The organism is Streptomyces sp. NBRC 110028 (genome assembly GCF_001417735.1).
Classification (GTDB): Bacteria; Actinomycetota; Actinomycetes; order Streptomycetales; family Streptomycetaceae; genus Streptomyces.
Genome location: NZ_BBUZ01000022.1, coordinates 309,193 through 331,951 on the forward strand (window position 1 = coordinate 309,193; position 22,759 = coordinate 331,951).

A 22,759-nucleotide genomic window follows, 5' to 3' on the forward strand; every position below is an offset into this window, starting at 1 on the left:
GGAGTTGGTCAGCCGTGACCGCCGCACGCACCACAGACCAGTTGACGAAGACGCACCGCCCCACCCTCGACCAGGCCCTGGAGGCGATCCGTACCCGCGCCTATTGGTCCCCGCACCCCGAGCATCCGAAGGCGTACGGCGGGGAGGGCCAGGGCGGGCGCCCGAGCCTGAGCGTCCCCGAGGGCCAGGCCGCCTTCGAGGCGCTGCGCGGCACGCGCCTGGAGCTGGACCAGCCGGGCACCGACGGCTGGACGGGCTCCGAGGTCTCGCCGTACGGGGCCGAGATGGGCATGCAGTATCCGCATCCGGACCTGGATGTGCTGCTGCCCGCCATGCGGGCGGGGATGCCCGCCTGGCGGGACGCCGGGCCCGAGGCGCGGGCCATGGTCTGCCTGGAGATCCTGGCCCGGATCAGCGCCCGCTCGCATGAGTTCGCGCAGGCGGTCATGCACACCAGCGGACAGGCGTACATGATGGCGTTCCAGGCGGGCGGCCCGCACGCCCAGGACCGCGGTCTGGAAGCCGTGGCGTACGCGTTCGCGGAGCAGACGCGCACGCCGAGCGCCGCCGACTGGTCCAAGCCGCAGGGCAAGCGCGATCCGCTGGAGCTGCGCAAGACCTTCACCGCGGTGCCGCGCGGCATCGCGCTGCTGATCGGCTGCAGCACCTTCCCCACGTGGAACGGGTACCCCGGCCTGTTCGCCTCGCTGGCCACCGGCAATCCGGTGCTGGTCAAGCCGCATCCGCAGGCGGTCCTGCCGCTCGCGCTCACGGTGCGGGTGGCGCGCGAGGTGCTGCGGGAGGCGGGCTTCGACCCCAATCTGGTGGCGCTGGCGGCCGAGCGGCCGGGCGAGGGCATCGCCAAGGTCCTCGCCGTGCGCCCCGAGATCCGCGTCATCGACTACACGGGCTCGACCGCCTTCGGCGACTGGCTGGAGACCCATGCCCGGCAGGCCCAGGTCTTCACGGAGAAGGCCGGGGTCAACACGGTCGTCATCCACTCCACCGGCGACTACAAGGGCATGCTGGCCAATCTGGCGTTCTCCCTCTCCCTCTACAGCGGCCAGATGTGCACCACCCCGCAGAATCTGCTGATCCCCCGCGAGGGCATCACCACCGACGCTGGCCCCAAGTCGTACGACGAGGTGGTGGCCGATCTGGCGGCGGCGGTCGACGGGCTGCTGGGCGACGACGCCCGGGCGAGCGCGCTGCTCGGCGCGATCGTGGGCCCGCGGGTGCGGGAGCGGCTGGAGGCCGCGCCCGGGCTCGGCGGGGTCGCGCTCGCCTCCCGCGCGGTGACCCACCCCGACTTCCCCGACGCCACGGTGCGTACGCCGCTGATGGTGAAGGCGGACGGGGCGCGCAAGTTCTGGGAGGGGGCGGACGCGGACGCGCCCTATCTCTCCGAATGCTTCGGCCCGGTGTCCTTCGCCGTCGCGGTCGACTCGGCGGCGGACGCGGTCGCCCTGCTGCGCCGCACCACCCGGGACAAGGGCGCGATGACGGTCGGCGCGTACACGACGTCGCCCGAGGTGGAGCGGCTGATCGAGGAGGCGTGTCTGGAGGAGTGCGCCCAGCTGTCGCTGAACCTGACCGGCGGGGTGTATGTGAACCAGACCGCGGCCTTCTCGGACTTCCACGGCACGGGCGGCAACCCGTCGGCCAACGCCGCGCTGTGCGACGCGGCGTTCGTGGCGAGCCGCTTCCGCATGGTGGAGGTGCGGCGCCCGGCGTAGGGGGTGTCTTCCGGATGACACCCCCTAATCCGCGTCCCGCGGGAGCGCGGCGGATCCTCCCCAGTGAAACAGGGCCATGGCCACGCTGGTGGCCAGGTTGTAGCTGGACACCTGCGGCCGCATGGGGAGGGCCACCAGCCGGGTGGCCCGCTCGCGCAGTTCCGGCGACAGCCCGTGCCGCTCGGAGCCGAACGCCAGCAGCGCGTCGTCGGGGACGGCCAGGGACCGGATGTCCTCCCCCTCCGCGTCCAGGGCGTACAGCGGCCCCGGCGGCAGGGCGTCGTCCGGCAGCCGTTCGACAGCGGTGGCGAAGTGGAGGCCCGCACCCGAACGCACGGCGTTCGGGTGCCAGGGGTCGAGGTCCCCGGTGGTGACCACCCCCGTGGCCCCGAACCCGGCGGCGAGCCGGACCACGGCGCCGACGTTCCCGAGGTTGCGCGGATTGTCCAGGACGACGACCGGTGCGGGCCTCGGCAGCCGCGCCAGGGCGTCCAGATTCCCCTGCCGCCCGCGTCTGACCGCCAGCGCGGCGACGCGGGTGGGGTGCACCCGGGGGACGAGACCGCGCAGGGTCCGGTCCGGCACCTCCACCAGGAGATCCGTGATCACCCCGGTGAGATCACCGGCCAGCTCCGCCGCCAGCTCCATCGCGGCGGCCTTGTCGCTGGTGACCGCGACCCGCACCTCGGCACCGAAGCGCAGCGCATGCTTCAGCGCATGGAAGCCGTCGAGCAGGACGGTCTCGGCAGCCGTCTCGCGCCACTGCCGCACGGCCTGCGTGGCCTGGTCCTCAGTCATCCCCTCAGCGTACGGGGGCCAGGGCCGTGACCAGGCCCTTCACCGACGGCCCCGGCTCCGGCCCCGGTCCGCCGCCCCGGCCCGTCCCGCCAATCGCTGACGGGATAGTCGACATAGCCGTCGGCCCCGCCGGTGTAGTACGTGGCGCGGTCGCCGGCCGCCAGTTCGCGGTCCAGGGCGAACCGGGTGACCAGATCCGGATTGGCGATGAAGTGCGTGGCGAAGGACACGGCGTCGGCGTGCCCCGAGGCGATGAGGGCGTTCGCCGAGGCACGGCCGTAGCCGTTGTTGGCGATCAGCGGACCGTCGAACCGCCGCCGGTACCGGGCGATCTCCCCGGCGTCGGGAGCGGCGCCCGGCGCGGCGAGGTCCCGTCCGCGCAGATGCAGATAGGCCACGGGGTGGTCGCCCAGAGCGGACACGAGCGCGTCGTAGTCGGCGAGCGTCTCCTCGTCCGGCCGGAACAGCTCGCCGTCCGTCCAGTACGGCCCCAGCCGGACCCCGACCCCCCGCCCTCCCCAGGGCACGGCGGCCGCGTCCACGATCTCCAGCAGCAGCCGTCGCCTGGCCGCGCGGTCGCCGCCGTAGGCGTCCGTCCGGTGGTTCAGCCGCGGGTTGAGGAACTGCCCGATCAGATACGAGCCGAGGGCACCGATCTCGACCCCGTCGAACCCGGCCCGCCGGGCGTTCTCCGATGCGGCACCGAAGTCGGCGACCGTGGCCGCGATACCGGCCGGGGTCATGGCCCGCGGCGTGACGGTCCCCTTGAACCCGCCGGACGTGAAGGACCGCGTCCGGGGATTGATCGCCGAGGGCCCGGCGGGCAGCCGTCCGCCCAGGTGATCGGGGTGCGAGGCGGCACCGGTGTGCCACAGCTGCAGCACGATGCGGCCGCCGAGCGCATGCACGACGCCGGTGACCCTCCGCCATGCGGCCACCTGCTCCTCAGTGTAGATGCCGGGCACGTTGGCGAACCCGATCGCCTCCTCCCCGACCCATGTCCCCTCGGCGATGATCAGCCCGGCACTGGCCCGCTGGCCGTAGTACGCGGCGTGCATCGCGGTCGGCACCAGCCCGTCACCGGCGGCGCGGGCGCGGGTGACCGGCGCCATCACCACCCGGTTGGGCAGCCGGAAGGCGCCGAGGTCCACCGGGCTGAGCAGCGGCTGTCCCAGGGCTGTCGCGACAGCTGCGGGGGCCGGGTCGGCGGTGCGGGCGGTGTCGCCGGTGTCGGTCGTCTCGGCGGTGTCGGTCGTCTCGCCGGTGTACATGGCGTGTCCCTCTTCCTGGCTTCTGGCTTCCTGGTTTCCGGTCTTCCTGCCGTGCGGCGGCATACGGTCACGTCAGGCCCGTTCCGCGCGTCATCACGGTGACGGTGCACGAAGGCGAAAGGTGACCCATGGACGAGCAGGACCGGCTGGCGGCACGGTTCGAGGCCCATCGCAGCCATCTGCGAGCGGTCGCCTACCGGATGCTCGGCTCGCTCAGCGAGGCGGACGACGCCGTCCAGGAGACCTGGCTGCGGCTCAGCCGCAGCGACGCCGACCGGGTCGAGAACCTGCCCGCCTGGCTGCACACGGTCGTCTCCCGGCTGTGCCTGGACATGCTGCGCTCGCGCTCCTCCCGCCGCGAGGAGCCCATCGAGCGACAGCCGGCCCACCAGGTCCGGGACGACGGCGGTACGGGCGGCGGGGCCGATCCCGAGGGCGAAGCGGTCCTGGTCGACGCGGTCGGCCGCGCGCTGCTGGTGGTGCTGGACACGCTCGCCCCCGCCGAACGGGTCGCCTTCGTCCTGCACGACGCCTTCGCCGTGCCGTTCGACCAGATCGCTCCCGTCGTGGAGCGCTCCCCGGAGACGGCGAAGAAGCTCGCCAGCCGCGCGCGCCGCAAGGTGCGCGGCACGCCCGCGGTCTCCGCCGCCGGACTCGCCGCCCAGCGCCGCGTCGTGGACGCCTTCCTCGCCGCCGCGCGCGACGGCGACCTGGAGGCGCTGCTGGCGGTGCTCGCCCCGGACGTCGTACGCCGCGCCGACCGGGCGGCCCTCCCGGCGGGCGTCCCGACGACGTCCCGCGGTGCGCGCGCGGTGGCGGAGGAGACCACCGTGCTCGGGCGCCGGGCGCGGTTCGCCGAACCGGCGCTGGTGAACGGATCGGTGGGCGTGGTCGTGGCACCGCACGGGCGGCTGCTGCTCGCCCTCACCTTCACGGTCGAGGACGAGAGGATCACCGCGTACGAGGTGATCGCCGACCCGGCCCGGCTCGGCGGACTGGAGCTGGCCGTCCTCGACGGCTGACGCACCGGCGCCGGCCGGGGCCGGTCAGCCGGTGAGGACGGCACTCAGCCGGTGAGCGTGGGGGCGGCGGGAGTCTCGTCGTCCTCCGCCGCACGCCTCTTCGGGGCTCGGTTCGCCTGCCGGGGCAGGCGGACAGCGACTCCCGCGGCCAGCCGGTCGCGGGCCCGGGAGGCCTTCCGGCCGGTCCAGAGCAGGAAGGCGGTCGGCAGGAACACCGCGTCCGCCGCGATGGCGGCGAGCGAGAAGAAGGGCAGGCCGAGCGCGACGGCGATGCCGATGTGCTCCAGCATGAGCAGCACCAGCATGACGTTCTTGGCCCGCCGGTTCAGCAGCGTGAAGGGGAAGGCGACCTGGACGATGACCGTGCCGTAGGTCAGCAGCATCACCAGGGTGCCGCTGCTCGCGAGCATGCCGGCCAGGGACGGCCAGGGCGAGAAGTAGTCCAGGTGCAGCGGGTAGTACAGGGCGGTGCCGTCCTGCCAGCGCGAGCCCTGGACCTTGTACCAGCCCGCGGAGGCGTAGAGCAGACACACCTCGCCCATGATCACCACCAGCGCGCCGTTGTGCGCCAGGTTGGCGAACATGTCCAGGACGGTGCGCGGCTCCCCCGGCGCGTACCGGCGCGCGAGCCACCAGCCGCCCTGGACGAGCCACAGCCCCCACAGGACCGTCGCCCAGCCCAGCCCGGGGAGCGGGCCGTCCGCGATCAGCGACAGATCGGCGTCGGTGAACAGCTGGGCGCAGGCCAGGGCGAGCCCCAGGACGGTCCACAGCACGATTCCGGTCGTATCGCGCGGCGGCTCCTGCCCGTCCGGCCGCCGGGCGGCGCGGCGGGCGTCGAGGGACCAGACCCGGCCGCACCGGGTGAGCACCAGGTAGAGCGACATCAGGTGGATGAGGTTGTCGCCGCCGTCGCCGATGAAGACCGAGCGGTTCTGCAGCGACAGCACGCCGAGCATGAACAGCACGGACATGGTGCGGGTGCGCCAGCCGAGCAGGAGCAGCAGGGCCGAGCCGAGGGCGACGGCGTAGACGGCCTCGAACCACAGGCCGCTGTCGGACCACATGAGCGCGGTGAAGGCGTGGTTGCCGTCGATCAGCCTCCGGGCCATGTCCCAGTTCCAGGGGCCGTCGGGGCCGTACAGCTCCCGGCGGTGGGGCCATTCGCGGAGCAGGAAGAACAGCCAGGTGAAGGAGAAGCCGATGCGCACCACGGCCGTCTGGTAGCGGCCGAGCGCGGACCCGGTGACGCGGGCGTGGCCGCGCGCCACGGCGGACCGGACACGCTCCAGGACGGGCTGGGCAGCGGATATCGTCACCGGCGCGTCCCCTCGGGAAGGTCGGCCGCGGTCGCCGTCCACCAGGGCAGGGTCCGGTAGAACGGCTTGGTGTCGACCTTCTCGTCGCTCCACGGCGGTGCGGCCAGCGGCGTGGTCGCTGACCGCACCTGGACGCGCTGCACCGTGCCGCCGTCGGGCTTCGAGCCGAGACGGAGCAGGACGATCCGGCGTATGTACTGCTCGGAGAGGCTGCCGCGGATGCCGTTCGGCCGTTCCCGCGCGTCGTGCGAGCCGGCGTAGAACTCCCAGGCGCGGCGCAGCTCGTTCTGCTGGGTGTGGCTGGGCAGCGGGTTGTGGTGGATGGCGGCGCCGTCCTGGGCGGAGAGGTTGGTCCAGCCGGTGGTGGCGAGGCCGCCCTCGGGGGTGCGGATCTCGGCCCGGGCCTGTATGGCGATGTCCTGCTGGAGCGGATTGGGCGCGAAGAGCTTCCAGTTCCGCTCGAATTCCGGGTAGGTGTAGTCGTCCATGGCCGCGCCGTGCCGCTTGCTGATCGTGTTGGGCGGCGCGACGCTCAGGAACGCCATGCCGAGGTGAAGGGCCACGGCGACCGCGACGGCGGCGACCGCCACCGCGACGATCAGCTGTGACGGCAGTGAGAGCGTGGCGAGCCGTTCCGCCGCCTCGTCGTCCGGCTCCGCTACCGCCATGCCCCGCCCCGCTCCCGATGGTCCAGGTCCCCGCACCCGGCCCGGACGGCTGTGCGCCCACGGCCCCCGGTGGGTGTCCTCTCCGCCCGCACGCTACCGATGCGGCCCGCCTGGCACAGCATCCTCAGCGTTATCCACAGGCTTGACACCCTACGTTCCCTCGGCCCACCATTGAACCGAACGATCGGTCGGTTGGTTGCCGGGCGGTCGGCGGGACGGACGGCGGGGACGGATGGCGAAGGGGCTTCGCATGACGACGACGGCGGCGGATGCCGGGGCGGGGGCGTACGAGGCGGTGTTCGACGCCGCCCTGGCGGCGGACGAGCGCATCGAGCCGCGCGACTGGATGCCCGACGACTACCGGGCCTCCCTGGTCCGGCAGATCGCGCAGCACGCCCACTCCGAGATCATCGGCATGCAGCCCGAGGCCAACTGGATCAGCCGCGCCCCCTCGCTGCGGCGCAAGGCGATCCTGATGGCCAAGGTCCAGGACGAGGCGGGCCACGGACTGTATCTCTACAGCGCGGCGGAGACCCTGGGCACCAGCCGGGACGAGCTGCTGGACAAGCTTCACTCGGGCCGCCAGAGATATTCGTCGATCTTCAACTACCCGACGCTGACCTGGGCCGATGTGGGCGCCATCGGCTGGCTGGTGGACGGCGCGGCGATCACCAACCAGGTCCCGCTGTGCCGCTGCTCCTACGGGCCGTACGCCCGCGCGATGGTCCGGATCTGCAAGGAGGAGTCCTTCCACCAGCGCCAGGGGTATGAGCTGCTGCTGGCCCTGAGCCGGGGCACCGAGGCCCAGCACGCCATGGCCCAGGACGCGGTGGACCGCTGGTGGTGGCCGTCGCTGATGATGTTCGGCCCGCCCGACGACGCGTCGGCGCACTCCGCCCAGTCGATGGCCTGGAAGATCAAGCGGCATTCCAACGACGAGCTGCGTCAGCGCTTCGTCGACATCTGCGTCCCCCAGGCCGAATCCCTCGGCCTCACCCTCCCCGACCCCGACCTGAAGTGGAACGAGGAGCGGGGGCACCACGACTTCGGCCCCATCGACTGGGACGAGTTCGGCGAGGTGCTGCGGGGGAACGGGCCGTGCAACGCCCAGCGGATCTCCCAGCGGCGCCGGGCCCATGAGGAAGGCGCCTGGGTGCGCGAGGCGGCCGCGGCGTACGCGGCCAAGCACAGGGAGGCACAGGCATGAGCGGTGGCGCAGACGGCACATGGCCGCTGTGGGAGGTGTTCGTCCGCGGCAGGCGCGGTCTCGCGCACACCCACGCCGGTTCCCTGCACGCCCCGGACGCGGAGATGGCCCTGCGGAACGCGCGGGATCTGTACACCCGCCGCTCGGAGGGCGTCTCGATCTGGGTGGTGCCCTCCGCCTCGATCACCGCCTCCTCACCGGACGAGAAGGACCCCTTCTTCGAGCCCGCCGCCGACAAGCCCTACCGGCACCCCACGTTCTACGAGATCCCGGAGGGGGTGCGGCACCTGTGACCGCTGCCCTCGCCCTGGGCGACGACGCGCTGGTGCTCTCCCACCGGCTGGGGGAGTGGGCGGGCCACGCCCCCGTGCTGGAGGAGGAGGTCGCGCTCGCCAACATCGCCCTGGACCTGCTCGGCCAGGCCCGGGTGCTGCTCTCCCTCGCCGGCGACGAGGACGAGCTGGCCTATCTCCGCGAGGAGCGGGCGTTCCGCAACGCCCAGCTGGCCGAGCAGCCGAACGGGGACTTCGCCCACACCATCGCCCGCCAGCTCTACTTCTCCACCTACCAGGAGCTGCTGTACGAGGAGCTGGCGCGCGGCGACGGCCCCTTCGCCCCGCTGGCCGCCAAGGCGGTCAAGGAGGTGGCCTACCACCGCGATCACGCCGAGCACTGGACGCTGCGGCTCGGCGACGGCACCGAGGAGAGCCACCAGCGCATGCGCCGCGGGCTGGACGAGCTGTGGCGGTTCACCGGTGAGCTGTTCGAGCCGGTCGAGGGCTGCGAGGTCGACTGGTCCGCGCTGCACGACGCGTGGCTGAGCCGCATCACCGCCGTCCTCACCCGCGCCACCCTGAGCGTCCCCGAGGGGCCGCGGCGCGGCGCCTGGGCGGCCGGCGCCGGGCGCCAGGGCATCCACACCGAGCCGTTCGGCCCGATGCTCGCGCAGATGCAGCATCTGCACCGCAGCCACCCGGGGGCGGCATGGTGACACCCGCGCCCCACGCCCCCACCGCGCTCGAAGAGGAGCTGCGGCGACTGGCCGGCTCCGTGCCGGACCCGGAGCTGCCGATGGTGTCCCTGGCCGAGCTGGGCGTGCTGCGGGGGCTGCGGTTCCTGGCGCCGGGCCGGGTCGAGGTCGAGCTGACGCCCACCTACACCGGCTGCCCGGCGCTGGAGTCGATGGCCGTCGACATCGAGCGTGTGCTCCACGACCATGGGGTGGCCGAGGTCGAGGTCCGCACGGTGCTCGCCCCGCCCTGGACGACGGACGCGATCAGCGCCGAGGGCCGCCGCAAGCTCGCCGAATCCGGCATAGCGCCGCCCGCGCCACGGGGCACCACGGCGGGCGGGCCGGTGCCCGTCGAGCTGACGGTGCGCTGTCCGCAGTGCGGCTCCACCGAGACCACGCTGCTGAGCCGCTTCTCCTCCACCGCGTGCAAGGCGCTGCGCCGCTGCGAGACCTGCCGCGAACCGTTCGACCACTTCAAGGAGTTGTGATGACCGCGGAAGCGGTGCCCGTCGCCGCGCCCCATCACGGCGCGTTCCATCCGCTGCGGGTGGCGGCCGTCGATCCGCTCGCCGATGACGCGGTCGCCGTCACCCTCCGGGTGCCGCCCGCGCTGCGCGAGACGTTCCGCTTCGTCCCCGGGCAGCACATCGCGGTGCGGCGGTTCGCGGACGGCGCGGAGATCCGGCGGACGTACTCGATCTGCGCCCCCGCCCCTGGCCCGGAGGGGCCCGAGCGCTTGCGGGTCGGGGTGCGGCTGGTGGAGGGCGGCGCGTTCTCCACGTACGCCCTCAAGGAGCTGGCGGTCGGGGAGGTGGTGGAGGTGATGGCCCCGGCGGGCCGGTTCGTGCTCGCCCCCCGGCCCGGCCACTTCGCCGCGGTCGTCGGCGGCAGCGGCATCACGCCCGTGCTGTCCATCGCCGCCACCCTGCTGGAGCGGCAGCCCGAGGCCCGCTTCTGCCTGATCCGCAGCGACCGCACCGCCGCCTCCACGATGTTCCTGGAGGAGGTCGCCGACCTTAAGGACCGCTGGCCCGACCGGTTCCAGCTGGTGTGCGCCCTGTCCCGGGAGGAACAGCAGACCGGGCTGGTGTCCGGGCGGCTGGATCAGGAGCGGCTGACCGGTCTGCTGCCCTCGCTGCTGCCGGTGGATTCGGTGGACGGCTGGTTCCTGTGCGGTCCGTACGGGCTGGTGCGCGCCGCCGAGCGGGCGCTGCGCGGGCTCGGGGTGCCCCGCGGCCGGGTCCACCAGGAGATCTTCCATGTGGCGGCGGGCCCCGGCGAGGGCGTCTCCCCCGCACCGCCCCCGGCCGCCGCGCCCTCGCACAGCACGGTGACGGCGACCCTGGACGGCCGGTCGGGGAGCTGGCCGGTGCGGGACGGGGAGTCGCTGCTGGAGACCGTGCTGCGCAATCGCGCGGACGCGCCCTACGCCTGCAAGGGCGGGGTGTGCGGGACCTGCCGGGCGTTCCTGGTCTCCGGGGAGGTGCGGATGGACCGGAATTTCGCGCTCGAGCCGGACGAGGTGAAGGCCGGCTATGTGCTGTCCTGTCAGTCCCATCCGGTCGGCGAGCGGGTGGAGCTGGACTTCGACCGCTGACCGCCCGCCGCCCCGGCGGGCGGCACGACGGGGCGGTGCGAGGGGGCGGGACGACGGGGCGGGACGACGCGGGCGGGACGACGCGGGCGTTCGGGGCGTTCCCTTCTTGTAGAACCTGTTCTATCTTGACGGGCCGTCAGATGTAGCTCGACGGCGCGGGAGGACGGACAGTGGACTTCACCTTCACCGAGGAGCAACAGGCGGCCGTGGAGGCGGCGAAGGCCGTCTTCTCCTCCACCACCCCGGACGGCGTGCCCAGCCCCGCCCTCACCCCCGGCGCCGTCGCCGAAGATATCGACCGCGCGCTGTGGCGCAGACTCGCCGACGCCGATCTGCTCGGGCTGACCCTCGACCCGCGCCACGGCGGCTCCGGCCTCGACCCGCTCGCCCTGTGCCTGGTGCTGCGCGAGTCCGCGAAGGTACTGGCCCGGGTGCCGCTGCTGGAGACCGCCGCGGCCGCCCTCGCCGTGCAGCGGTACGGCGCCCCCGAGCTGTGCTCCGCCGTGCTGCCCCGGACCGCCGACGGCGACCTCGTGCTCACCGTGGCCTCCGCCGGGCGTACCGGCCACGGCCCGGCCGAACTCGCCGTCCAGGCACGCCGGGACGGCGGCGGCTGGGTGCTGGACGGGGCGCAGACCGCGGTCCCCTGGGCCGCCGACGCCGACCGTCTGCTGATCCCCGCCCACACCGGTGCGGGCCGGGCGCTCCTCGCCCTGGTCCCCCGCGACCGGCCGGGGACCGGCTTGGACGAGCAGGTCTCCACCAGCGGCGAGCGGCTGGCCGAGGTCCGGCTGGACGGCGTACGGGCGGACGGTCACGAGGTGCTGGACGCGGAGGGCGCCTGGGACTGGCTGCGCGCGCTGCTCACCACCGGCACCTGCGCGCTGGCGCTGGGCGTCGGCACGGCGGTGCTCGAACTGACCAGCTCGTACACGTCCACCCGCGAGCAGTTCGGCCATCCGCTCGCCACGTTCCAGGCGGTCGCCGTCCAGACCGCCGACCGGTACATCGATCTGCGGGCCATGGAGGCCACGCTCTGGCAGGCCGCCTGGCGGCTCTCCCGGGACGAGAAGGGCCCGGAGTCGACGGCGAACGGGGCACTGCCGGTCGCCGGAGACGTGGCGGTCGCCAAGATATGGGCCGCCGAGGGCGTACGCCGGGTCGTCCAGACCGCCCAGCATCTGCACGGCGGCTTCGGGGCGGTCACCGACTATCCGCTGCACCGCTATCACGCCTGGGCCAAGCAGCTGGAGCTGTCCCTGGGCCCGGCCGCCGCCCACGAGGAGGCACTCGGCGAACTCCTCGCCGCCCACCCCCTCGCCTGAGACACCCCGCAGACCCGGACCTGCCCGGACTACAGCACGAAGGCGCCCTCCGCCGTGCCGTCCTGGCCACCGACCATCGGACGGCCGGCCGCCTCCCAGGCGAGCATCCCGCCGTCCACGTTCACCGCGTCCAGCCCCTGGGCGACCAGATACTGCGTCACCTGCGCTGACCGCCCGCCGACCCGGCACATCACATGCACTCGGCGCTCCCCGCCGACCGACTCGGTCAGCTCACCGAACCGGGCGACGACCTGACCCATCGGAATGTGAAGGGCGCCCTCGACATGCCCGGCCGCCCACTCGTCGTCCTCCCGGACGTCCAACAGAAAGCCATCGGCCGGTACCGCCGCGGCCTCCACCTGGGGAAGCTGGGCAAAATGCATCACACACACCTCTCACACGACATCGTCAGCTCGGAGAAACCTACTACCGCGCCAGCTCCGCCAGCCGGGCCTCCTTCTCGGAGACCTGGGCGAGCAGCTGCTCGGCGATCTCGTCCAGCAGCCGGTCCGGATCCTCCGGCGCCATCTTGATCATCGCGCCGATCGCACTCGACTCCAGCTCGGAGGCGACCTCGGCCAGCATCTCCTTGCGCTCGGCCAGCCACTCCAGCCGGGCGTACAGCTCCTCGCTGCGGCTCGCCCTCCGCTCGGGCGGCGGCGGACCGGCCTCCCACTCCTCGGCCAGCTTCCGCAGCGCCACCTCGTCCCCGGCCGCGTACGCCGCGTTGACCCGCACGATGAACTCACCGCGCCGCTCCCGCTCGGCCTCCTCCTCGGCCAGGTCCGGGTGGGCCTTGCGGGCCAGGTCGCGGTAGATCCGGCGGGCCTCCTCGCTCGGCCGCACCCGCGGCGGCGGCTGCACCGGCTGCTCGGTGAGCATCGCGGACGCCTCCGGCGACAGGCCCTCGGAGTCGATCCAGCCGTGGAACAGCTCCTCCACGCCGGGCATCGGCTGCACCAGCCCACGCGCCTCGCGGGCTCTGCGGCGGTCCTCCGGATCGCCGGTGCGCGCCGCGACCGCCTCGGCGATCAGCGCGTCCAGCTCGTCCAGGCGCGAGTACATCGGGCCGAGCCGCTGATGGTGCAGCCGGGAGAAGTTCTCCACCTCGACCCGGAAGGTCTCCACCGCGATCTCGAACTCGATCAGCGCCTGCTCGGCCGCCCGCACCGCCCGCTCAAGACGCTCCGCGGCCCGCGCGTCCTCCTCGGATCGCGCCTCCTCGGACTGGGCCTGCTCGGACTGGGCCTGCTCGGACTGGGCCTGCTCGGACTGGGCCTGCTCGGACTGGGCCTCGGCCGGCGCCTGAGCTTCCTCCTGGGGCTCCGCCTCGGACACCGCCCGCTGTGCCTGCTGCTGCGCTTCCCGGTTCGTCACCCGCTCAGCCTACGTGGGGCACTCCTCGGGACTCGCGCCTCACACCCCCGGCTCGGCCGCTATCCGCCCGGCACGCACCGCGGCCAGCAGTTCCGCGTGATCCGCCTCCGTGCGGTCCGCGTATGCCACCGCGAAGCCGGCCATCGCCTCGTCCAGCTCCTCCCCCTTGCCGCAGTACCCGGCGAGCACCCGCGGATCCGCGCTGTGGGCGTGCGCCCGCGCCAGCAGCGCGCCCGTCATCCGCCCGTAGTCGTCCATCTGGTCGGCGGCCAGCGCCGCCGGGTCGACGCTCCCCTTGCGGTTACGGAACTGCCGTACCTGGTACGGCCGCCCGAGCACTGTCGTCCAGCCCAGCAGGATGTCGCTGACGACCTGCATCCGCTTCTGGCCGAGCACCACCCGCCGCCCCTCGTGGACGACCTCGGGTATCTCGAAACCGGCCCGCCCCAGATGCGGCAGCAGCGCGGACGGCCGGGACTCCTTCACCTGCAGCACCAGCGGCTCGCCCCGGTGATCGAGCAGCAGCACCACATACGACCGCGTCCCCACACTGCCCGTGCCCACGACCCGGAACGCCACGTCGTGCACCTCGTACCGGGCGAGCAGCGGCAGCCGGTCCTCGGGCAGCGTCCCCAGATAGTCGCCCAGCGCCTCCGCGACCGCCACCGCCTCGGCGTCCGGCACCCGCCGCAGCACCGGCGGCGCGTCCACGAAGCGCCGGGCCACGGGCCGCCCGGAGGAGCCCTCATCGCCCGGAACCGCCTCCGTGGCCTTGGCGGCGAAGCGCGCGCTCGTGTTCCGCCGGGCCTTCTCGGCGACCCGCTCCAGCGTGCCGGCCAGGTCCCGGGCGTCGGTGTGCGAGACCAGCTCCTCGTCCGCGATCGCGTTCCACGCGTCGGTGGCCGGCAGCTTGGCCAGCAGCCGCACCGTGCGCCGGTAGGCACCCGCCGCGTCACGGGCCGCCGACCGGCAGGCGTCCTCGTCTGCACCGGCCTCCCGCCCGGCCAGCACCAGCGAGGCCGCGAGCCGCTTCACATCCCACTCCCACGGACCGTGGACGGTCTCGTCGAAGTCGTTCAGGTCGATGACCAGACCGCCGCGCGCGTCCCCGTAGAGCCCGAAGTTGGCGGCGTGCGCGTCACCGCAGAGCTGCGCACCGACGCCGGTGACCGGAGTGGCCGCCAGGTCGTGGGCCATCAGCCCGGCCGAGCCGCGGAGGAAGGAGAACGGGGTCGCGATCATCCGCCCCACCCGTATCGGCGTCAGCTCCGGCAGCCGCCCGGCGTTCGACCGCTCGACCGCCTCCACCGCGTCCGGCCGCCCGGGAGCGGGCGAGGGCAGCACGGCGTGCGCCGAGCGCGGCACCCGCTTCCGCAGCGCCTTCCCCTCCTGCCGGGGAGAGGGACCATCCCCGCGCCAGGCCGCGAACCCCGGAACCCGGGGCAGCCGCCGGGCCGCCCCGCTCCCACCCGTGCCGTCAGCCATCACGCCCCCCGCTTCGATCCTCGCCCGTCACCGGCCCCGCCGACAGCGCTCACGCCCCCGACCGACCAGCACCGTACCCCCGATCGCCCACGTCCCGTCAGGGCCTGTGGAAAACTCCGGTAAACCCGGCGAAAGTCCTGCTCAGCGCCGGAACTGCTCCGGGCAGCCGCCGCCCTCGGGCAGATGATCCTCGGCCCACCGCCCGAGTTCCTTCAGCGCGGGCTCCAGCGCCTTCCCCGCCTCCGTCAGCCGGTAGGCCACCCGCAACGGAGGCCCGGGGTCCACTTCGCGGACCACCAGCCCCGCCGCCGAGAGTTCGGTGAGGCGGTCCGACAGCATGCGTTCGCTGATGCCCGGGATGGCCCGCCGCAGCTCGGCGAAGTACGCGCCCTGCTCGGTCAGTACGGCCACGATCAGCCCGGTCCACCGCTTCCCGAACAGCTCGAAGACCCGGGTCATCTTGCCGTCGACCTGCTTGCACACGTGCTCGTCGTGGACCTCGGGCCCGCCTCCGTCCGCCATGGAATACACCATACCTGCGTTTCGTTTGGTGCTGCAGAAAAGTAAGCTACTGTACCAATCGTAGGTACGTAGAAAAACACCCGCTCCTTACGGGAGCGCTTTGTCCACGGAGGCACCTTCATGCCCACGCTTCTTCACATCGACACGTCCGTTTTCCCCGGCGAGGCCTCCGCCTCCCGCGCGGTGACCGCCACCTTCCGCAAGGAGTGGGAGGCCCAGCACCCGGACGGCACGGTCATCTACCGCGACCTTGCCGCCGAGCCGCTGCCGCACCTGGACGGCCTCGCCGCCCAAGCCGGATTCGTCCCCACCGAGACCCACACCCCCGAGCAGCAGGCCGCCTTCGCGCTGCGCGACACCCTGGCCAGTGAGCTGGAGCAGGCCGACGTGGTCCTCATAGGCGCCCCGATGTACAACTTCACGATTCCCTCCACCCTCAAGGCGTGGCTGGACCACGTGATCATCATGGGCCGCACCTCCGGGGCCGAGCAGACCACCACCTCGGGCACCCCGACGATCGTCGTCGCCAGCCGGGGCGGCGGCTACGGTCCGGGCACCCCGCGGGAGAGCTTCGAGTTCGTCACGACCTACCTGGAGAAGGCCCTGAAGGGCGCGCTCAACCTCGACGTCGAGTTCGTTGTGCCGGAGCTCACCTTGGCTCGCAGCAACCCGGCGATGGCCGACCTGGTCGAGCTCTCGGACGCCTCCAAGGCGAAGGCCCACGAGGACGCCGCGGCGAAGGCCAAGGCGCTCGCCTCCCGCTTCGCCGCCTGAGCCACCTCAGCCACCTCAGCCGCCTGCGTCTCAGCCGGCCGCGGAGCCGCGGGGCCGCCCCTCCGGGGAGGCCCCGCTTCCGTTCGTCGGACCGAGCCGGGGGCGACCGATGTGGATCAAGCCGAACTGGAAGTGGATCAAGCCGATATCGAGTCGCACTCAAGGCGAGACCGAGCGGCCCGCCACATAAAGCGGAGCGGGCCTCTCCCGAGCGACTTTCGTCACTCCGGAGAGGCCCGCTCCGACTGGTGCGCGAGGGGGGAGTTGAACCCCCACGCCCTTTCGGGCACTGGAACCTGAATCCAGCGCGTCTGCCTATTCCGCCACCCGCGCATGGGTGTTGTCTTCCGCTCACCGCCTGTCCCCCCGGGCCTTTCGGTCCGGTTCGCTGCGGCGCCTTCCGACATCGAGAACACTAGCACGCTGGGCAGGGTGGATTCACACTCGTTGTCGAGCCCCCGCCCGGAGGGGCTCCGCCGCGGTTGCGGGACACTGTCCGGAGGGCACCTCTACGATCCTGTGAGAGGTGACACTGCTCCACAGGGCCAGGAAGGGGAACCACCCGATTTCCCGACGCGTGGATACGATCAGTAAGCAGTACCAGGACGACACTGAGCACGACTGAGGAAGGAGGTGCCCCGTGGGAGTACTGAAGCGCTTCGAGCAGCGTCTCGAGGGTCTCGTGAACGGCACCTTCGCCAAGGTGTTCAAGTCGGAGGTCCAGCCCGTCGAGATCGCGGGCGCGCTCCAGCGTGAGTGCGACAACAACGCGACCATCTGGAACCGGGACCGGACCGTCGTCCCCAACGACTTCATCGTCGAGCTGAGCACCGGCGACTACGAGCGGCTCGCGCCGTACTCCGGGCAGCTCGGCGACGAGCTCTCCGGCATGGTCCGCGACTACGCCAAGCAGCAGCGGTACACCTTCATGGGCGGCGTCAAGGTCCACCTGGAGAAGGCCGACGATCTCGACACCGGCCTGTACCGGGTGCGCAGCCGGACGCTGGCCTCCAGCGAGTCCCAGAGCGCGGCCGCCCAGCAGGCCCCGGCCCGCGGCGGGGCTCCGCAGCAGCGGCCCGGCGGTTACGGCGGCCAGCCCGCGGGCGCGCCGCCCATGCCCAGCGCCCCTCCCGGGGCCCGGAGCGGCGCGGGCTCCGTCCCGCAGCCGCAGGGGCAGACCCGGCGCTGGATTGAGATCAATGGCACTCGCCACCAGATCTCCCGGCCCACCCTGGTTCTGGGCCGCAGCACCGACGCTGACGTGCGCATTGACGATCCCGGTGTCTCCCGCAGGCACTGCGAAATCCGGGTCGGAACACCGCCGACCATCCAGGATCTGGGGTCGACGAACGGCATCGTGGTGGACGGACAGCACACCACCCGCGCTACGCTCCGCGACGGCTCACGCGTCGTCGTGGGCAGCACCACCATCGTTTACCGGCAAGCCGAAGGGTGAAGCGGGGGCAATGTCAGAGCTGACCCTCACGGTCATGCGGTTGGGTTTCCTCGCCGTACTGTGGCTGTTCGTCATCGTGGCCGTTCAGGTCATCCGTAGCGACCTGTTCGGGACTCGCGTGACCCAGCGCGGTTCGGCGCGCCGTGGCGCCCCCGACCGGCCGCAGCAGCAGCGGCAGCAACAGCAGGCCGCACCGCCCCAGCAGCGTCAGCAGCCCTCGGGCCGCGGCCGCCGCGGGGCTCCCACCAAGCTGGTCGTGTCCGAGGGCACGCTGACCGGCACCACGGTCGCGCTCCAGGGGCAGACCATCACTCTCGGTCGTGCGCACGATTCAACAATCGTGCTGGACGACGACTACGCCTCCAGCCGGCATGCCAGGATCTACCCGGACCGTGACGGCCAGTGGATCGTCGAGGACCTCGGCTCCACCAACGGCACCTATCTCGACCGGAACCGACTCACCACACCGACACCGATTCCGCTGGGTGCACCGATCCGCATCGGCAAGACCGTCATCGAGCTGCGGAAGTAGTAGGACCATGACGACCGGAGGGTGGGCAGCGTGGTTGGCAAGGGGCTGTACCCGGAGCCGACGGGCGAGGTGCGCATGAGTCTGTCACTGCGTTTCGCCGCCGGGTCCCACAAGGGCATGATCCGGGAGGGCAACGAGGACTCCGGCTACGCCGGCCCCCGGCTGCTCGCCATCGCCGACGGCATGGGTGGCCAGGCCGCCGGCGAGGTCGCCAGCTCCGAGGTGATCTCCACCCTGGTCCAGCTCGACGACGACGTCCCCGGCTCGGACATCCTGACCTCCCTGGGCACCGCCGTGCAGCGGGCCAACGACCAGCTGCGGGTCATGGTCGAGGAGGACCCCCAGCTGGAGGGCATGGGCACCACGCTCACCGCTCTGCTGTGGACCGGCCAGCGGCTCGGCCTGGTCCACGTGGGCGACTCGCGCGCGTATCTGCTGCGCGACGGGGCGCTCACCCAGATCACCCAGGACCACACCTGGGTGCAGCGGCTCGTCGACGAGGGCCGCATCACCGAGGAGGAGGCGGGCACCCACCCGCAGCGCTCCCTGCTGATGCGCGCGCTGGGCAGCGGCGACCATGTCGAGCCCGATCTGTCCATCCGTGAGGTCCGGGCCGGCGACCGCTATCTGATCTGCTCCGACGGCCTGTCCGGCGTCGTGAGCCACCAGACCCTCGAGGACACCCTCGCCAGCTACCAGGGCCCGCACGAGACGGTGCAGGAGCTGATCCAGCTCGCGCTGCGCGGCGGCGGCCCCGACAACATCACCTGCATCGTGGCCGACGTCCTCGACGTCGACGGCGGCGACACCCTGGCCGGCCAGCTCAACGACACCCCCGTGATCGTGGGCGCGGTGGCCGAGAACCAGGTCCCCCTCGGGGACGGCGGCGCCGGGAACACCCCGGCGGGCCGCGCCGCCGAGCTGGGCCGGAACCGTCCCGTACCGCAGCAGGGCGACGCACCGGGCGGCTTCGGGCCGCCCGGCAGCGGCGACCCGGGGCTCGGCGGACCGCCCGAGGGCAGTTACGGGGCCTACGCGGACGGCGACTACACCAAGAAGAGCGGCCGCAAGACCTGGGTCAAGCGGTCGCTGATCATCGCGCTGGGCCTCGCCGTGATCGGCGGCGGGCTCTACAGCGGCTATCAGTGGACGCAGAAGCAGTACTACGTGGGCTCCAACGGAGACCATGTCGCGATCTACCAGGGCATCAACCAGGACCTTGCGTGGATCAAGCTCAACAAGGTCCATGAGGACCACCGCGAGATCGAACTCAAGTACCTCCCGACCGACCAGCGCAGCCGCGTGGAGGACACCATCGCGGTCAGCGGGCTCGGCCAGGCCGAGGACAAGACGAAGGATCTCGCCACTCTCGCCAGCGCCTGCAGAAAGGCCGACGCACAGCGCAGGGCCGAGGAGAGCCAGAAGGACCTCACCGGCGGCAAGGGGCAGGCCGGCGGCGGATCCGGAGGCAAGGCAAGTAGCGGCGGCACCACGCCGCAGAAGAGTCAGAGCGCGACGACGGGGTTGCGCACCGCCAAGGCCACACCGACGACGAAGAAACCGGCGTCGCCCTCTCCCACTCCGAAGCCGGGTCCCACCCTGTCGGAGCAGGAGAAGGAATTGGTCCCGCAGTGCAGCAGCACCCAGCAGTGAAGCCGTGAGAGGGCCGCCCACCCATGAGCAGTAGTACGACCAACACGACCACGATCAGTACGGCCGGTCCGCCGAGCCGCCGCAACACCGAGCTGGCCATGCTGGTGTTCGCGGTGATCATTCCGGTCTTCGCGTACGCCAACGCGGGCCTGGCCCTCAGTGACGAGCTGCCCTCGGGCATGCTCAGCTACGGCATCGGGCTCGGCCTGCTCGCGGGCGTCGGCCACCTGGTGGTGCGCAAGTTCGCGCCGTACGCCGATCCGCTGCTGCTGCCGATCGCCACGCTCCTCAACGGCCTCGGCCTCGTCATCATCTGGCGGCTGGACCAGTCGAGGCGGCTGGCCGGCCGGGCGGAGGCGATCGGCCAGACCTTCGCCCCATCGGCACCCAACCAGCTGATGTACTCGGCGATGGGCGTGGCCCTGTTCGTGGCGGTCCTGATCTTCCTCAAGGATCACCGGATCCTGCAGCGGTACACCTACATCTCCATGATCGGTGCGCTGATCCTGCTGATCCTGCCGATGTTCTTCCCGGCCCGGTTCGGCGCACGCATCTGGATCACCATCGGCTCCTTCTCCATCCAGCCCGGTGAGTTCGCGAAGATCATCATCGCGGTCTTCTTCTCCGGCTACCTCATGGTGAAGAGGGACGCGCTCGCGCTGGCCAGCCGCCGCTTCATGGGGCTGTACCTGCCGCGCGGCCGTGACCTCGGCCCGATCATCGTCGTCTGGGCGATGAGCATCCTGATCCTGATCTTCGAGACCGACCTCGGCACCTCGCTGCTGTTCTTCGGCCTGTTCGTGGTCATGCTGTACGTGGCGACCGAGCGCACCAGCTGGATCGTCTTCGGTCTGCTGATGTCGGCCGTCGGCGCGGTCGGAGTCGCCTCGTTCGAATCGCACGTCAAGGTCCGTGTGATGGCGTGGCTGCACCCGTTCGCGGTCTACGAGACCCCCCGGCCCAGCTGGGCCACCACCGACCAGATCGCCCTGGCCCTGATGTCCTTCGGCTCCGGCGGCGTCTCGGGGACCGGCTGGGGCCAGGGCGCCTCCGACCTGATCGGCTTCGCGGCCAACTCCGACTTCATCCTCGCCACCGTCGGCGAGGAGCTGGGGCTGGCCGGCACCATGGCCTTCCTGCTGCTGTACGGCCTCATCGTGGAGCGCGGCATGCGCACCGCCCTCGCCGCCCGGGACCCGTTCGGCAAGCTGCTGGCGGTCGGCCTGTCCGCCGCGTTCGGCATCCAGGTCTTCGTCGTCGCGGGCGGCGTGATGGGCCTCATCCCGCTGACCGGTATGACGATGCCGTTCGTGGCGTACGGCGGTTCGTCGGTGCTCGCCAACTGGGCACTGATCGCGATCCTCATCAGGATCAGCGACACCGCCCGCCGGCCGGCCCCCGCGCCCGCCCCCACCACTGACGCCGAGATGACTCAGGTGGTCCGACCGTGAACAAGCCCCTGCGCCGAATCGCGATCTTCTGCGGCCTTCTGGTCCTCGCCCTGCTGGTGCGGGACAACTGGATCCAGTACGTCCAGGCCGACGGGCTGAAGAACAACAAGAACAACCGCCGGGTCCTGATCGCCCGTTACAGCCAGCCGCGCGGCAACATCATCGTCGACGGCCGCCCGATCACCGGGTCGGTGGAGACCGACGGGACGGACTTCAAGTACAAGCGCACGTACAAGAACGGTCCGATGTGGGCACCGGTGACCGGGTACGCCTCCCAGGCGTTCGGCGCCACCCAGATCGAGAACCTCGAGGACGGCATCCTCACCGGCAACGACGACCGGCTGTTCTTCAACCGGACCGTCGACATGTTCACCGGCAAGAACCAGAAGGGCGGTGACGTCATCACCACCCTGAACGCCAAGGCCCAGGAGGCCGCGTACAAGGGCCTCGGCAAGAACAAGGGCGCCGTCGCCGCGCTCGACCCGCGCACCGGCAAGATCCTCGCCCTCGCCTCCACCCCGAGCTACGACCCGTCGAAGTTCGCGGGCAGCGGCAAGAGCGACGAGGAGACCTGGAACGCGCTGCAGCCGAAGAACGACAAGGACGACCCGATGCTGAACCGGGCGCTGCGGCAGACGTACCCGCCCGGCTCCACGTTCAAGGTGGTCACCGCCGCGGCGGCGCTGGAGAACGGCAAGTACACCGACATCGACGGGGCCACCAACTCGCCGGTGCCGTGGCGGCTGCCGCTGTCCACGCAGAACCTGCCGAACGAGGGGAACATCCCCTGCGAGAACGCGACCCTGCGGCAGGCCCTGCGCTACTCCTGCAACACCGTCTTCGGCAAGCTCGGTGACGACCTCGGCAAGGACAAGATGCTGGAGGAGGCGAAGAAGTTCGGGTTCAACGAAGAGGTCTTCATGCCCGTCCGCTCCGCCGCCAGCATCTACCCCGAGAAGATGGACCGGCCGGGCAACGCCCTGTCCTCCATCGGCCAGTTCGACACCCGCGCCACCCCGCTGCAGATGGCCATGGTCGCCTCCGCGGTCGCCAACGACGGCAAGCTGATGAAGCCGTACATGATCGACTCGCTGCGCGCCCCCAACCTGAACACGGTCGACCAGACCAGCCCGGAGGAGATGAGCCAGCCGCTCAGCTCGGAGAACGCGGGCAAGCTCCAGGACATGATGGAGACCGTGGTCAAGGAGGGCACCGGCACCAACGCCCAGATCCCGGGCGCCACGGTCGGCGGCAAGACCGGTACGGCTCAGCACGGCGTCGCGAACAGCGAGAACCCGTACGCCTGGTTCATCTCGTACGCCAAGACCGACGAGGGTTCCCCGGTCGCGGTGGCCGTCGTGGTGGAGGGTTCCGACACCCTGCGCAGTGACATCGCGGGCGGCAAGCTGGCGGCGCCGATCGCCAAGAATGTGATGAAGGCGGTACTCGACAGCGAGCGCGACAAGTGAGGCCGGTCACGCCCTGATACCAATCCCGCACGTCGTCGTACCGGTCCGGTATCAAGTATCGGCCGAGGCCGGGTCCCGTAAGACG

General features: G+C 71.9%; 22 protein-coding genes and 1 tRNA gene. 14 read left to right on the forward strand and 9 right to left on the reverse strand.

Annotated elements, in window-relative coordinates; all coding sequences use genetic code 11:
- The first annotated feature begins 14 nt into the window (after positions 1-14).
- Positions 15-1,736: a phenylacetic acid degradation protein PaaN gene (gene paaN / locus ASC60_RS01495; protein WP_055545872.1), complete on the forward strand. Its 1,722-nt coding sequence runs from the start codon at positions 15-17 to the stop codon at positions 1,734-1,736.
- Positions 1,737-1,760: 24 nt separating this feature from the next.
- Here paaN and ASC60_RS01500 read toward each other — a convergent pair whose 3' ends face one another.
- Both ASC60_RS01500 and ASC60_RS01505 read right to left on the reverse strand, forming a co-directional pair.
- On the reverse strand, positions 1,761-2,534 hold the full coding sequence (locus ASC60_RS01500; protein ID WP_055545873.1) for an RNA methyltransferase: 774 nt from the start codon (positions 2,532-2,534) through the stop codon (positions 1,761-1,763).
- Entirely contained in the window at positions 2,531-3,805 is a 1,275-nt protein-coding gene (locus ASC60_RS01505; RefSeq protein WP_234356739.1) for an alkene reductase, read from the reverse strand. The genes ASC60_RS01500 and ASC60_RS01505 overlap by 4 nt, the downstream gene beginning before the upstream one ends.
- 128 nt (positions 3,806-3,933) lie before the next feature.
- On the opposite strand from ASC60_RS01505, the gene ASC60_RS01510 reads away from it, so the two are divergent.
- Positions 3,934-4,827 (forward strand): sigma-70 family RNA polymerase sigma factor, encoded by an 894-nt coding sequence (locus tag ASC60_RS01510; RefSeq protein ID WP_055545874.1) that lies wholly within the window; start codon positions 3,934-3,936, stop codon positions 4,825-4,827.
- Positions 4,828-4,871: 44 nt separating this feature from the next.
- Here the strand turns inward: ASC60_RS01510 and ASC60_RS01515 are convergent, their stop codons facing one another.
- Together ASC60_RS01515 and ASC60_RS01520 are read right to left on the reverse strand one after the other, a co-directional pair.
- Positions 4,872-6,146, reverse strand: coding sequence for an HTTM domain-containing protein (locus ASC60_RS01515; protein WP_370592856.1), 1,275 nt, complete (start codon positions 6,144-6,146; stop codon positions 4,872-4,874).
- The gene (locus tag ASC60_RS01520; RefSeq protein WP_055545878.1) at positions 6,143-6,814 is read right to left on the reverse strand and encodes a DUF5819 family protein; all 672 of its coding nucleotides are present in this window, start codon (positions 6,812-6,814) and stop codon (positions 6,143-6,145) included. Before ASC60_RS01520 ends, ASC60_RS01515 begins: the two co-directional genes overlap by 4 nt.
- A 250-nt stretch (positions 6,815-7,064) precedes the next feature.
- Here ASC60_RS01520 and paaA point away from each other — a divergent pair, with 250 nt between their 5' ends.
- From paaA to ASC60_RS01550, 6 genes are all read left to right on the forward strand, one after another.
- The gene (gene paaA / locus ASC60_RS01525; RefSeq protein ID WP_055545881.1) at positions 7,065-8,021 is read left to right on the forward strand and encodes a 1,2-phenylacetyl-CoA epoxidase subunit PaaA; all 957 of its coding nucleotides are present in this window, start codon (positions 7,065-7,067) and stop codon (positions 8,019-8,021) included.
- Positions 8,018-8,314 carry a 1,2-phenylacetyl-CoA epoxidase subunit PaaB gene (gene paaB, locus ASC60_RS01530; protein WP_055545883.1) on the forward strand — a complete coding sequence of 99 codons (297 nt, stop codon included), beginning with the start codon at positions 8,018-8,020 and terminating at the stop codon, positions 8,312-8,314. Before paaA ends, paaB begins: the two co-directional genes overlap by 4 nt.
- Complete coding sequence (gene paaC / locus ASC60_RS01535; protein WP_055545885.1) at positions 8,311-9,012, forward strand: 1,2-phenylacetyl-CoA epoxidase subunit PaaC; 702 nt, start codon at positions 8,311-8,313, stop codon at positions 9,010-9,012. The genes paaB and paaC overlap by 4 nt, the downstream gene beginning before the upstream one ends.
- Positions 9,006-9,521: a 1,2-phenylacetyl-CoA epoxidase subunit PaaD gene (gene paaD / locus ASC60_RS01540; protein WP_055545887.1), complete on the forward strand. Its 516-nt coding sequence runs from the start codon at positions 9,006-9,008 to the stop codon at positions 9,519-9,521. The genes paaC and paaD overlap by 7 nt, the downstream gene beginning before the upstream one ends.
- Positions 9,521-10,630 carry a 2Fe-2S iron-sulfur cluster-binding protein gene (locus ASC60_RS01545; RefSeq protein WP_055545889.1) on the forward strand — a complete coding sequence of 370 codons (1,110 nt, stop codon included), beginning with the start codon at positions 9,521-9,523 and terminating at the stop codon, positions 10,628-10,630. Before paaD ends, ASC60_RS01545 begins: the two co-directional genes overlap by 1 nt.
- A 170-nt stretch (positions 10,631-10,800) precedes the next feature.
- Positions 10,801-11,955, forward strand: a complete 1,155-nt coding sequence (locus tag ASC60_RS01550; protein WP_055545891.1) for an acyl-CoA dehydrogenase family protein — start codon at positions 10,801-10,803, stop codon at positions 11,953-11,955.
- Positions 11,956-11,984: 29 nt separating this feature from the next.
- Here the strand turns inward: ASC60_RS01550 and ASC60_RS01555 are convergent, their stop codons facing one another.
- From ASC60_RS01555 to ASC60_RS01570, 4 genes are all read right to left on the reverse strand, one after another.
- Positions 11,985-12,338 carry a rhodanese-like domain-containing protein gene (locus tag ASC60_RS01555; protein ID WP_055545893.1) on the reverse strand — a complete coding sequence of 118 codons (354 nt, stop codon included), beginning with the start codon at positions 12,336-12,338 and terminating at the stop codon, positions 11,985-11,987.
- A gap of 43 nt (positions 12,339-12,381) precedes the next feature.
- Positions 12,382-13,332 (reverse strand): hypothetical protein, encoded by a 951-nt coding sequence (locus tag ASC60_RS01560; RefSeq protein ID WP_234356740.1) that lies wholly within the window; start codon positions 13,330-13,332, stop codon positions 12,382-12,384.
- 39 nt (positions 13,333-13,371) lie between these two features.
- The gene (locus ASC60_RS01565) at positions 13,372-14,817 is read right to left on the reverse strand and encodes a DUF2252 domain-containing protein (protein WP_055545894.1); all 1,446 of its coding nucleotides are present in this window, start codon (positions 14,815-14,817) and stop codon (positions 13,372-13,374) included.
- 141 nt (positions 14,818-14,958) lie between these two features.
- A complete protein-coding gene (locus ASC60_RS01570; RefSeq protein ID WP_055547102.1) occupies positions 14,959-15,339 on the reverse strand; it encodes a helix-turn-helix domain-containing protein in 381 nt (126 codons plus the stop codon).
- 120 nt (positions 15,340-15,459) lie between these two features.
- Between ASC60_RS01570 and ASC60_RS01575 the strand changes: the two genes are divergently transcribed.
- Entirely contained in the window at positions 15,460-16,113 is a 654-nt protein-coding gene (locus ASC60_RS01575; RefSeq protein WP_055545895.1) for an FMN-dependent NADH-azoreductase, read from the forward strand.
- A gap of 246 nt (positions 16,114-16,359) precedes the next feature.
- Here ASC60_RS01575 and ASC60_RS01580 read toward each other — a convergent pair.
- A tRNA-Leu gene (locus ASC60_RS01580) sits at positions 16,360-16,446 on the reverse strand.
- Positions 16,447-16,753: 307 nt separating this feature from the next.
- Here ASC60_RS01580 and ASC60_RS01585 point away from each other — a divergent pair.
- The 5 genes from ASC60_RS01585 to ASC60_RS01605 all read left to right on the forward strand — a co-directional run bounded on the left by ASC60_RS01585 (position 16,754) and on the right by ASC60_RS01605 (position 22,674).
- Positions 16,754-17,569, forward strand: coding sequence for a DUF3662 and FHA domain-containing protein (locus ASC60_RS01585; RefSeq protein WP_055545896.1), 816 nt, complete (start codon positions 16,754-16,756; stop codon positions 17,567-17,569).
- 10 nt (positions 17,570-17,579) lie between these two features.
- Entirely contained in the window at positions 17,580-18,101 is a 522-nt protein-coding gene (locus ASC60_RS01590; protein ID WP_055545898.1) for an FHA domain-containing protein, read from the forward strand.
- A gap of 75 nt (positions 18,102-18,176) precedes the next feature.
- Positions 18,177-19,754 (forward strand): PP2C family serine/threonine-protein phosphatase, encoded by a 1,578-nt coding sequence (locus tag ASC60_RS01595; protein ID WP_055547104.1) that lies wholly within the window; start codon positions 18,177-18,179, stop codon positions 19,752-19,754.
- A 23-nt stretch (positions 19,755-19,777) separates the two neighbouring features.
- Positions 19,778-21,205 (forward strand): FtsW/RodA/SpoVE family cell cycle protein, encoded by a 1,428-nt coding sequence (locus ASC60_RS01600; protein ID WP_055545901.1) that lies wholly within the window; start codon positions 19,778-19,780, stop codon positions 21,203-21,205.
- Positions 21,202-22,674 (forward strand): penicillin-binding protein 2, encoded by a 1,473-nt coding sequence (locus tag ASC60_RS01605; RefSeq protein WP_055545903.1) that lies wholly within the window; start codon positions 21,202-21,204, stop codon positions 22,672-22,674. Before ASC60_RS01600 ends, ASC60_RS01605 begins: the two co-directional genes overlap by 4 nt.
- Positions 22,675-22,759 lie beyond the last annotated feature (85 nt).